General features: G+C 45.3%; 10 protein-coding genes. 6 read left to right on the top strand and 4 right to left on the bottom strand.

The genetic code is table 11. The features are described from left to right. Positions 1–55 precede the first annotated feature (55 nt). From EPH95_RS02040 to EPH95_RS02030, 3 genes are all read left to right on the top strand, one after another. Entirely contained in the window at positions 56–760 is a 705-nt protein-coding gene (locus EPH95_RS02040; protein ID WP_142086899.1) for an ABC transporter ATP-binding protein, read from the top strand. Positions 761–763: 3 nt separating this feature from the next. Next, positions 764–1,540: an ABC transporter permease gene (locus EPH95_RS02035; RefSeq protein ID WP_142086897.1), complete on the top strand. Its 777-nt coding sequence runs from the start codon at positions 764–766 to the stop codon at positions 1,538–1,540. Positions 1,541–1,679: 139 nt separating this feature from the next. Beyond that, positions 1,680–3,263, top strand: a complete 1,584-nt coding sequence (locus tag EPH95_RS02030; protein WP_405127445.1) for a catalase — start codon at positions 1,680–1,682, stop codon at positions 3,261–3,263. 140 nt (positions 3,264–3,403) lie between these two features. On the opposite strand, the gene EPH95_RS02025 is transcribed toward EPH95_RS02030, so the two are convergent. Next, positions 3,404–4,294, bottom strand: a complete 891-nt coding sequence (locus EPH95_RS02025) for a polysaccharide deacetylase family protein (RefSeq protein ID WP_160141547.1) — start codon at positions 4,292–4,294, stop codon at positions 3,404–3,406. A 179-nt stretch (positions 4,295–4,473) separates the two neighbouring features. On the opposite strand from EPH95_RS02025, the gene EPH95_RS02020 reads away from it, so the two are divergent. Further along, positions 4,474–5,046, top strand: coding sequence for a biotin transporter BioY (locus tag EPH95_RS02020; protein WP_142086890.1), 573 nt, complete (start codon positions 4,474–4,476; stop codon positions 5,044–5,046). Beyond that, positions 5,030–6,502 (top strand): AMP-binding protein, encoded by a 1,473-nt coding sequence (locus EPH95_RS02015; protein WP_142086888.1) that lies wholly within the window; start codon positions 5,030–5,032, stop codon positions 6,500–6,502. The genes EPH95_RS02020 and EPH95_RS02015 overlap by 17 nt, the downstream gene beginning before the upstream one ends. 86 nt (positions 6,503–6,588) lie before the next feature. On the opposite strand, the gene EPH95_RS02010 is transcribed toward EPH95_RS02015, so the two are convergent. Continuing rightward, complete coding sequence (locus tag EPH95_RS02010) at positions 6,589–7,833, bottom strand: IS110 family RNA-guided transposase (RefSeq protein ID WP_142086886.1); 1,245 nt, start codon at positions 7,831–7,833, stop codon at positions 6,589–6,591. A gap of 309 nt (positions 7,834–8,142) precedes the next feature. Here EPH95_RS02010 and EPH95_RS02005 point away from each other — a divergent pair, with 309 nt between their 5' ends. Further along, positions 8,143–9,285: a thiolase family protein gene (locus tag EPH95_RS02005; protein WP_193557001.1), complete on the top strand. Its 1,143-nt coding sequence runs from the start codon at positions 8,143–8,145 to the stop codon at positions 9,283–9,285. Positions 9,286–9,314: 29 nt separating this feature from the next. Here EPH95_RS02005 and EPH95_RS02000 read toward each other — a convergent pair whose 3' ends face one another. Together EPH95_RS02000 and EPH95_RS01995 are read right to left on the bottom strand one after the other, a co-directional pair. Further along, entirely contained in the window at positions 9,315–11,006 is a 1,692-nt protein-coding gene (locus EPH95_RS02000; RefSeq protein WP_142086882.1) for a BCCT family transporter, read from the bottom strand. 125 nt (positions 11,007–11,131) lie between these two features. Beyond that, the gene (locus EPH95_RS01995; RefSeq protein ID WP_142086880.1) at positions 11,132–11,320 is read right to left on the bottom strand and encodes a hypothetical protein; all 189 of its coding nucleotides are present in this window, start codon (positions 11,318–11,320) and stop codon (positions 11,132–11,134) included. Between the last annotated feature and the right edge of the window lie 36 nt (positions 11,321–11,356).

The following is an 11,356-nucleotide window of genomic DNA, read 5'->3' as shown; positions in this document are numbered from 1 at the left end:
GTTTTCTTTAGACGATAGGAACGGTAGAATAATGTAAAGAAAGAGGTGAGCGAACATGAGCGAAGCGGAAACGATCATCCAAATGGAAAATGTGCATACACCGATCCTTCAAGATATTTCCTTACAAATAAAGAAGGGCGAAATCATTACATTAATTGGAGGTTCCGGTGCCGGGAAAAGCAGTTTGCTTATGCTTCTCAATCGTTTGGTTGATCCTGGCGAAGGGACGATTCATTATAAGGGAAAAGATGTGAGAGAATATGAAGTCCCTGAACTGAGAAAATCCATAGGAATGGTTTTGCAATCTTCCTCCCTGTTTGAAGGGACGGTTCTAGACAATCTATCTTTTGGACCGAAATTATTTCAGGAATGGGAAGATGATATGGGGGAGGAGCTATTGGAACATGTGCAGCTTCCCGCTTCTTACCTGGATCGCGACGTGGAAACGCTCTCCGGCGGGGAACAACAGCGCGTCGCGTTTGCCCGCACCCTTGCCAATCGCCCGGACGTTTTGCTCCTCGATGAAGTGACGAGCGCGGTGGATTTAAAGAACGTCGAACTGATTGAAGCATTTTTACTGGAGATTGTGCCCGCGAGTGCCCATGCCATTATCATGGTTACCCATGACGTCAAACAGGCACAACGGCTTGGGGACAGGACGATCTTTATGGATGGCGGAGCGATTGTTGAGGCGGGACCGACGGGTCAATTATTTGCAGATCCCCAGTCAGAACAACTTCAGTATTTTCTAAAGGAGTAAACGATGGCACCTGAAATTTCGAATTTATCCATGTTTTTTCTCATTTTTTTCGTTCTTATCCCGGTTTCTTTGTCTTACTTTTACGCCTTGGGATTAAGCAAATCCATTATTTGGTCTTCCTTTCGCGGCATCGTGCAGTTGTTTATCATCGGCTACGTGTTAACGTATTTATTTTCACTGCCGCCGGCGATCGGGATTTCGATCATGCTTTCGATTATGATTGCTGTGGCATCCTTTCACGCGAGTAAAAAAGGAGTGGGGCTCCCCTTTGTGCGCTTGATTATTTTTGCAATTATTGTCGGCGTCGCCCTCCTCATCCTTGCCATGTGGCTCGGTTTTGATATGATTTCTTTTGAGCCCGAGCAGGTGATTCCCATGAGTGGCATGGTGATCGGCAATAGCATGGTGGCGATTGGCCTGGCACTTGAACGGATGAAAAGCGAATTTCAACAATCAAAAGGAAAGCTTGTCGCCGCTTTGGCGTTGGGGGCGCAACCAAAACAAGCATCCACCATACTCATTCGCAAAATCGTGAAAGCCGCGATGATTCCAAATGTCGACGGCTTAAAAACCGTCGGTCTCGTGCAATTGCCTGGGATGATGACTGGGCTTATTTTAGGCGGCGTACCGCCCATAGAAGCGATTCGGTACCAAATCGTCATTTCCTTGAGCATCTTTACGTCCGTTTCACTGGCGGCCATGATTACGACGATCATTTTTTACCGTTTCTTTTTTAATAAACATATGCAGCTGGTGGATATGGAAAAGAAGGAGGCATAAGTCAGAGTTCTTGGTTTGTGCCTTTTTTTATGCATACAGCTAAAAGATTCAGGCGATGCTATAGGGGAGCTATGCATTTTTGAAAGGAGAGACGGCTATCGTGGATAAAAACAATAAAAAAACCTCCTATGGCATAAATGTGACCGGCGAGGGGGATGCAAAGGACCAACGCAAGGCGGAGAATGAGAAAGAAGATACGCTTACCAATCGGCAGGGGCATCCGATTACAGACAATCAAAATATGACCACTGTCGGCAATCGCGGCCCTACCACGCTTGAAAACTACGACTTTCTTGAAAAAATGAGTCATTTTGATCGCGAGCGGATCCCGGAACGTGTGGTTCATGCCAGAGGCGCCGGGGCGCATGGTTATTTTCAATCTTATGGAAAAGTGGGCGACGACCCCATTTCCAATTATACGAGGGCCAAGGTGTTTACGAATACAGAGGCCGAAACGCCGGTTTTTGTTCGTTTCTCGACAGTGATCCATGGAGCCCATTCCCCCGAGACACAGCGGGACCCACGCGGGTTTGCCGTTAAATTTTATACGGAAGATGGAAACTGGGATCTGGTCGGCAACAATTTGAAGATTTTTTTCATCCGGGATGCGATCAAGTTCCCCGATGTCATTCACGCGTTAAAACCGGATCCGGTCACGAATCGTCAAGATCCCAGACGAATATTTGATTTTATGGCAGCTTCCCCTGAATCTACCCATATGCTGACATTTTTATTTTCACCGTGGGGAATCCCAGCCAATTATCGGTATATGCAAGGATCCGGAGTAAACACGTATAAATGGGTGAATGACGAAGGAAAAGCGGTTTTAGTTAAATACCATTGGGAGCCGGTCCAGGGGATAAAAAATCTTACGCAAGAAGAAGCCGATCATATTCAGGGAGAAAACTTTAACCACGCGACCCAAGACTTGTATGAATCCATCGAAAATGGCGATTATCCGGAATGGGAATTGTACGTCCAGATTATGGAGGATGGGGAGCATCCCGAGTTAGACTTTGATCCTCTCGATGACACGAAACTTTGGTATAAAGATGAATTCCCGTGGCATAAAGTCGGCAAAATGACCTTAAACAAAAATCCGGAAAATTATTTTGCCGAGGTAGAGCAATCGGCCTTCGGCACGGGTGTCCTTGTGGATGGGCTCGATTTTTCCGATGACAAAATGCTCCAAGGCCGTACGTTTTCTTACTCGGACACCCAGCGTTACCGGGTCGGTCCTAACTATTTGCAGCTTCCCGTTAATGCGCCGAAAAAGCATCTTGGGACGAATCAACGAGACGGGCAAATGACATACCATGTTGATAATCCGCCGGGAAGTGATCCTCATATTAATTACGAGCCATCCATCACGGGTGGATTGCAGGAAGCGGATCATAAAGGAACCCCCCATGAACCTGAAGTGGTTGGAAAAGTAAAACGGGAAGCTATCGATCGGAAAGCCCACTTCAGCCAGGCAGGGGAAACATGGCGGCGATTTAACGAACGTGAAAAAGCCGATTTGATTTCCAATCTCTCGAGCGCGCTTGTAGATGCAGACGAAGCAGTCCAAAAACAAATGATTAGCCATATGACAGAAGCTGATTCGGAATATGGCCGCCGTTTAAAAGAAGGCATCACAAATGTACGATCATCGGAGAACGAAAAACAAGAAGACGCTGTTTTGGATGCCGAACGCATGGGTGACGTGTCCGATCCGTATTAAGCCTTGAAGAAGCCGCCTCCCGAATGGCGGCTTCTTCAGATAGGAGCACACATAAAATTTCACGCACCGTAATTAAAATAAATACATACATTACACATTAGGGGAGGGCATCATACTAGCCGCCCCCTTTGGTTTTACAACTATCGATAAGCGCTTTCCCCAAGTAATTCATCCACGGTTACAAAGTCTACATTATCGTTTTGCAATTTCGGGATTACTTTGTCGAGCGCGTCTACCGTTCTCATTAACCCTTCATCGCCTTCCAAGCCGGCACTATGCTGTAAAACGATAGCTCCATAATCAATATCGCTTAAGATATTGTCGGCGACCTCTTCAACCTCTAAATCCTTCCAATCTAAAGAATCCTGGGACCAAATGATATTGGAATAATTCAACCCTCCTATAGTACTGACATCATTTTCATCTTGTGCACCGTAAGGAGGGCGAAAAAAACGAACTTCCTCCCCGATTATGTCATTAAGAGCAGTTTCGGTACGGCTTATTTGTTCCTCGACATCTTCATCGGTGATCTCTGTCAGCTCGGGATGATTCCAGGTGTGGTTGGCGACGACATGTCCTTCGTCAATCATGCGCTCAACGATCTCCGGGTGAGCTTCCGCGCGTTCCCCTATTAGAAAAAAGGTTGCTTGTACATCGTATTCTTCCAATTTATCCAGTACCTCCGGAGTGATGAGTTCATCAGGGCCGTCATCAAAGGTCAGCGCCACTTGGTTTTCTTCAGCCGGTCCTTGCAAAGTGACAAGGTCCGGATAAGCATGTTGCAACTCCACATTGCTAACAGGATTAGGGTCACGAATCTCCATCTCTGAACCTCCGGCCATTCCAGGTGTTGATTCATATCGAACGGTGGTAATTTGGTCTTCATCTAACAGCTCGTCTTCAGATTGTGGTTCATTCATATTTTGGAACGGAGTGTTTGCACCGGGATCTCCTCCGAAGGCGTTGCACCCTATGGTCGATCCCATCAATAACAGTAACGGCAGAAATAATAATCTCTTTTTATTTCGCATGGATATGCCCCCAAATTCTACACATATATTTCCCATTACTGTTTGCATGAGGAGTAACATTTATTCTCGATTAGGTCATGTTTGGCCAAATTAAATGTAAACTTAAACAAATATAAAGTTGACAATAATCCATATATTTTTTACACTTTAGGGTGAAAAATGAAATAAGGAGGCATGCTGTGAATACAAAAGATATAACAATGATGGCTATGTTTGCAGCAATCATAGGCGTTTTAGGCCTATTTCCACCGCTGGTTTTGCCTTTCAGCCCGGTTCCCATTACTGCGCAAACATTGGGGGTAATGTTAGCCGGTTCCATTCTTGGAGCAAAACGCGGGGGCGGGAGTGTTCTCCTAGTTGTTGCTTTAATTGCTGTAGGAGCACCTTTATTGTCAGGTGGAAGGGGAGGTTTGGGCATGCTGCTCGCTCCCGGTGGAGGATACATATTAGCTTGGCCGATTGCCGCATTTGTCATTGGAATGATTGTTCATCGCGCAAAGAAGGTGACGGTAATAAATGCTGTAATGGCTAACCTCGCGGGAGGAATTATCATCATCCACGCAATAGGCATTCTATATTTTTCCTGGCTTGCCGATCTTCCTTTAACGGCCGCGGCGCTTTCCTCCCTCACTTTTTTACCGGGGGATTTGGCTAAAGCGATGATAGCTTCCTTTTTATCTGTAAAAATTTTGCAACATAGTCCTTTCATTTTTGAAAATGATACAGGGGTGAAAAATGTTGAACATAGCTAAGGGGATAACACATTATGCGAAACGCCATCCGGAAGATATAGCAATCGTGGCAGGAGATGAAAAACAGACGTATAAAGCTTTTGATGAAACAACGGATACCATTGCTCGTAAAATGATCGCTTATTCCGGTTATGAAAATCTTCGCGCCGCTATTTTGATGCCCAATAGTGGTCGCTTTCTGGAAGTGTTCATCGGCGCGGCGAAGGCTGGTTGGACGGCGGTGACTTTGGATCCGAAATGGGCAACGAAAGAGTTGGAAAAATGCTTAGCGAAGACACCTCCAGATTTGCTTTTTGTTGATCCATCCTTAGAACACAAAGTAACTTCCCTGTCGCTCGATACCGAGTTAATCATCTGCAACAATATGGAAGAATGGTTAAACGAGCCTTTTAATCATATGCCTTTGCCCGATCTTTCCGGAGAGGAGCCTTTTTATATCGGCTTCACCTCCGGTTCTACCGGCACGCCAAAAGGGTATATTCGTTCCCATCGCTCTTGGGTGGAAAGCTTTACAGAGGGGAAAAAAGAATTACCGGTTAAAGAAGGGGATCGAGTTTTGGTCTCCGGATCGCTCGTCCATTCTCTTTTTTTATATGCAGCTTTGCATACGCTGGATGCCGGGGCTGCTTGTCATTTAGCAGAATCGCCAAACCCGCAGCGTTTGGCAGAAGAGATACAAAAACATGAAATAACCGTTATGTATGGCGTTCCAACAATGTACGTCCGTATGGCTCAGCAAAATCAAATATTTGAGAGCATGCACACACTGATTACATCCGGGGCCAAGATGGCTTCATTTGTAGTGAAAGCCTGGCAAAAAATTGCTCCAAACGCTAACTGGATTAATTTTTACGGTTCTTCCGAACATAGCTTTATCGCGATACTTCATCACGCGGAAAAGGCCCTCTCTTCTGCCATCGGCCGTCCTTTTTCCTCTGTCTCCATTGATATAAAAAAAGAAGAAGGAGATGTTGGAGAATTGTTTGCATCCAGCCCCATGGTGTTCTCCGGCTACGATGGAGACGATCAAGTCACTCCGGACACATGGATTTCCACAGGCGATTACGTCTGGCAAGATCATGAAGGAATCCTTCATTTGGCAGGCCGCAAACAAAATAAAATGGTGACCGGCGGCCTCAATGTTTACGCTGAAGAAGTGGAAGACGTGCTTCGCACCCACATGGATGTTCGGGATGTTGTAGTCACGGGCATTGATCATCCTGAGTGGGGGGAGCAAATAACTGCTGTTCTTGAGACAAGAAAGGCACGGCCGTTGACAAGTCATTTTATTGCACAATTAATCGAAACGTGCAAAAGCTCACTTGCAGCGTATAAATGCCCGAAGAATTGGCTGGAAATGGATGCTATTCCATTGACGACAAGCGGAAAACCGAAAAGGGCCACAGTGAAAGCATGGGCGATAAAACGGGAGGAGAAGTCTGAAATAAATCGCTGATGCTTTTGCTAAATAAAAGCGCATGCCAAATAAGCCATCACGAGGTGAACGATTTGGTAAATTATGGTAATTAGGGTAGTTGGAGTCTAAGTCACTGTTTCCTTGATTCGAAAACCTTGGGATTTTGCCAACGAAAGCGCTTGTTCAACCGTGATTTCACGGCTTACTGGAAGAACATCGGCTTTCTGATACAAATCCGGATTGTAAGGCTCTTTCTTCTTTAGAATATGATAAATGGCTGTTAACAACATGCGTGCGATAGCGATAATGGCACGTTTGTGACCGCGGCGCTTTTTGAGTCTCAAATAGCGGTTTCGAATTTCGGGATGTTTATCACTTTTGACGACAGCGGTTGCACATTGCACTAAAAGGGGTTTGATATAGACCCCTGCTCTCGAAACTCTGACGGACTTTTTCTTGCCGGCACTTTCGTTATTTGTCGGGGTTAACCCTGCCCAGGAACATAAATGCTTAGCTGTCGGAAACACGTCCATATTAACGCCTATTTCAGAAACCACGGCAATGGCTGAAAAGGTGTTTTTAAAGGACGGAACAGTTAAGATCAAGTTAATTTCTTCTGTGTAGGGTTCGGCAAGGGAAAGGATCAGTTTCTCAAGGTCAGATTTTCGCACGTTAAGGTTTTCGTAATGCCGCTTGATAACAGCCAACTTGCCTGATTGTTCCGGTGTAATAAAACCATCAATGGCAAGTTTCAGCTCTGGAATTTTATGATCCATGGAGCCGTGAATCAGAGGCTCGATGTCAAAATTGGTGTCCGTTGGATCTTCCAGTAGTTTATCAATGATGTTCATGGAACTTTTTCCAAAGGTATCAGATACCACATTTCCAAGCTGGATGTTCGAAACGGTCAGGCTGTTTTGAAATCGATTCTTCTCACTTGAAGTAAAATTGGTCAGCTTAAAACGGTAACGCATCAAGTCACGAAGCTGTCGGATAGCGAGTGGAGGCATGAAACTTCCGGGTACAAGATCGTGTTTGAATAAATCGGCGATCCATTTGGCATCCTTTTTATCCGTTTTCTTGCCTTGGATGGCTCTGACGTATTTCGGATGAGCCAAGGTAATGGTGCAGGAATGTTCCAAGACATTGAACACGGGGATCCAGTACTTTCCGGTCGATTCCATGCAGACATCCTTGCAATTGTGTTCACAAAGCCACTGTGACAGCTCTTTCAACCCTTTGGTATAGGTTGAAAAGCGATGGCGTTTGTAAGTCGTGACGCCTTTGTCGGTAGAAGCAATACACGCAACAACAAAGGTTTTATGGACGTCAATGCCACAACAGATGGGATATACAATTTTTAATCCCATCAAGATTTCACTCCTTTCTAGAATATATAGGGACAGAACAGCATTGACTGATTGCCCAGCAATAAACGAGTGAGTTGTTTATACAAAGATAAGTCTACGTGCTCGATGGCACACTTATTTGTGCTTGAAAAGGCAATCTACACATATAAAAATTCGGTCACTCCGCGATCGGAATGGCCCACTCACCTCCACGTGATTTGTAGTTAACTGTGCATCCCTATAAGTCTAGAATAAACCAAAAAGCGCTCGACGCAACTTATTTCATAATGTTTTGTGCCTTGAGCGGAAGCGAAAGGAATGGCTATAAAAATGAGTAAAATTGTGATCAGCTGGGCAAAACGAACGCCAATTGGAAAAGTAGGAGGCACATTAAAAGGGTACCGACCGGAAAAAATGACCACCGCTTTGATCCGTCAAATGCAAGAAGAAACCGGCATAGAAGGGGAGAAGATACAAGATCTGATTCTTGGAAACGTTGTCGGCCCGGGTGGAAATATCTCCCGTCTAAGCGCATTGAGCGCGGGACTTCCTTTTAGCGTACCGGGAGTGACGATAGATCGCCAATGCGGGTCGGGATTAGCTGCCATGGAACTGGCTTTTGAACGGGCAAAATCTAACGAAGAAGCAGTTTTTTTATGCGGGGGGACTGAAAGTGTTAGTCAGGCACCTTGGAAAATGGAAAAGCCGTCTCGGCCTGCGCAAGAAGCGCCTGTATTATACGAACGGGCAAGATTTTCCCCGGATGACATCGGAGATCCGGAAATGGGAGAGGCAGCAGAAAATGTCGCCCGTACGTATCAAGTGACAAGAGAATTACAAGACGAGTTTGCTTTTCAAAGCCAGCAAAAAGCTGTAAATGCTCAAAAAGAAGGAAGATTTAATGATGAGATCGTTCCTTTGGGGCAAATCAACGAGGATGAATGTCCGAGGGAAAATACATCCATGCGGAAACTGAAACGTATGCCCTCTGTTTTTCAAAAAAATGGAACAGTTACCGCCGCAAACGCTTGTCCCATTAATGACGGGGCGGCTTTAGCTGTCGTGACAAGCCAAAAGCAAGCGAACAACCTTGGCCTGGATACACGTTTTTCCATTATCGACAGTTGTACGGTGGGAGTCGACCCAAATTTGCTCGGGATCGGCCCCGTACCTGCCGTACACACGTTATTGCAGCGTAATGGATTACATATCAACGATATTGCTGTGATGGAATTTAACGAAGCTTTTGCCTCGCAAGTAGTGGCGTCGCTGCGAGAGATGAATATCTCTTGGGATCGTGTGAACCTTGGCGGCGGCGCGATTGCATTAGGGCATCCATATGGTGCATCAGGAGCAGTTTTGATCGTGCGCTTGTTAAAAGAAATGGAAGCAACCAATGCAAAATGGGGCATTGCTACGTTGGGAATCGGAGGCGGGATGGGAGCAGCCATGTTGGTAGAAATGCAAAGATGAGCGGTGTATTGCTTACGCCGCTCATACAATTAAGATCGTTGATCATCGTTATTATTTTGTTCGTTTCTTTCCTCTTTAATTTCCTCTTGTACCTGCCTATGCACGTCTTCTTTGACTTGATCATAGACTTCCTCTTTCATTTCGTCGTACATATCTTCCCGAATGTTTGCTTTTATCTCCGCTGTTTGTTTTTCTTTTTCTTTCCTTTTTTCAATCTTGTGATCCTTCATCATCATGAGTAAAACTACGATGACCATCGCGACCATAATGACCCCGAAGGGGAGCGCAGATACAATCGCGGCGGTCTGTAATCCTTCCAGCCCTCCGGTTAAGAGCAAGACGCTTGCGGTACCGGCAATCAAAAAGCCCCAAATGATTTTAATGGAAAGCATTGGTTTAAGCCCGCCTTGAGAGGTCATAACCCCGAGTACATAAGAGGCAGAGTCTGCAGAGGTGATAAAGAAAATGCCGATTAACACAAAGGCCAAGGTGCTTATGATCAACGCCAAAGGCATATTGGAAAGCATTTCAAATAATGCTACCTCTTCATTCGCGGTTACCAATTCGGAAATGCCGGTGCCCATGACAATTTCTTGGTAAAGTCCATTGCCTCCAAACGCGACGAACCAAATGACACCGACCAATGATGGCAGCAGCAGCACGCCCATCATATATTCACGAACGGTACGGCCGCGAGAGACTCTCGCGATAAATAAGCCGATAAACGGAGCCCAAGACATGTGCCATGCCCAGAAAAAGATCGTATTTGCCCCCAGCCATTCACTTTCGTCCGCCGAATATGGGGCTAATTCCAAGCTCATCGGCACGATGTTCGATATATAGCCGCCTAGTGTCGTCAAAAAGTTTTCGGCGATTTGGATCGTCGGTCCGGTAACGATGACAAAGAGAAGTAAAATCCCGGCAAGGACCAAATTGATATTACTTAAATATTTAATGCCTCGGTTTACACCGGAAGCTGCCGAAATGATAAATAAAACGGTGATGATGGCGATAATGGTAAATTGGGTCACGAAATTATTGGGGATACCCGAAATATAAGAGAGACCCCCGGACATTTGCAGAGCGCTCAAACCAAATGTTGTTGCAACCCCCATCGCGGTCGACAAAACGGCAAACGTATCTATGGCTTTTCCGGGCCATCTTTCCATTTGGTTACCAAAATAAGAAGCGAAAGCAGAACTGATTAACGCCGGCTTATCTTTTCGAAACTGAACATAGGCAAGCGTTAAGCCGACAACGCCAAAGATCGCCCATACGTGCAGGGACCAGTGAAAAGATCCATAACGAAGTCCCGCTTCAGCAGCGGCTGCCGTTTCAGGTGTTATGCCTTCAGGCGGATCCAAGTAATATAGCACGGGTTCGGCTACGCCCCAAAAAACAAAACCTACTCCGATCCCGGCAGCGAAAATCATCCCAATCCACGTGTAAAACGGATACTCGGGTCGATCTTCCTCTTTTCCAAGCCTAATTTTTCCAAACGGACTAAAGACAACAAATATCGAAAATGCAACAAAGAAAGCGGTGGCAATCATATAGAACCAACCGAAGTTCTCAATCGTATAATCCAAAGCAACATTAGCGACATATTCCAGGGAAGGTGTATTTAACGCTCCCCATAACACAAATGCCAATACTAAAACGGCTGAAATTGCAAAGACAATATTCGGACGCTTCATTTCATATGTATAATGATTTGCCATACAGGCGTAAAGGTTCCCGTAATCAGAACCTTTACAATCCCCCTTTCATCGAGTGAATAACATATAGATGTGTAATATGTTACCCTACTCTGTTCTTTTACAAACAAAAACAATTCGAGACATACCTATAACCCGAATTGTTTGGCGGTTGTTTCATCATTTTCCAACTTGTTGAGAAAGTCTTTCAAAACATGCACATCCAACGTAATATTCACCCCCTGCGGGGACGTAATAAATACTTGGTTTTGGCTGCGCGCTTTTTTAAATTGATACCCATCGATCGTCATCAATACTTGTTCGTCCGGTCTTGCCATGCTCCGTCACCTCTCTTTCATATCTTTTATTGTAAC

Source organism: Salicibibacter halophilus (assembly GCF_006740705.1).
Lineage (GTDB): Bacteria > Bacillota > Bacilli > Bacillales > Marinococcaceae > Salicibibacter > Salicibibacter halophilus.
This window is presented reverse-complemented; position numbering and strand designations above follow the sequence as displayed.

Coding starts and splice junctions, on each gene's coding strand:
- EPH95_RS02040 (WP_142086899.1), top strand. CDS start 56: ATGAGCGAAGCGGAAACGATCATCCAAATGGAAAATGTGCATACACCG.
- EPH95_RS02035 (WP_142086897.1), top strand. CDS start 764: ATGGCACCTGAAATTTCGAATTTATCCATGTTTTTTCTCATTTTTTTC.
- EPH95_RS02025 (WP_160141547.1), bottom strand. CDS start 4,294: ATGCGAAATAAAAAGAGATTATTATTTCTGCCGTTACTGTTATTGATG.
- EPH95_RS02015 (WP_142086888.1), top strand. CDS start 5,030: ATGTTGAACATAGCTAAGGGGATAACACATTATGCGAAACGCCATCCG.
- EPH95_RS02010 (WP_142086886.1), bottom strand. CDS start 7,833: ATGGGATTAAAAATTGTATATCCCATCTGTTGTGGCATTGACGTCCAT.
- EPH95_RS02005 (WP_193557001.1), top strand. CDS start 8,143: ATGAGTAAAATTGTGATCAGCTGGGCAAAACGAACGCCAATTGGAAAA.
- EPH95_RS02000 (WP_142086882.1), bottom strand. CDS start 11,006: ATGGCAAATCATTATACATATGAAATGAAGCGTCCGAATATTGTCTTT.
- EPH95_RS01995 (WP_142086880.1), bottom strand. CDS start 11,320: ATGGCAAGACCGGACGAACAAGTATTGATGACGATCGATGGGTATCAA.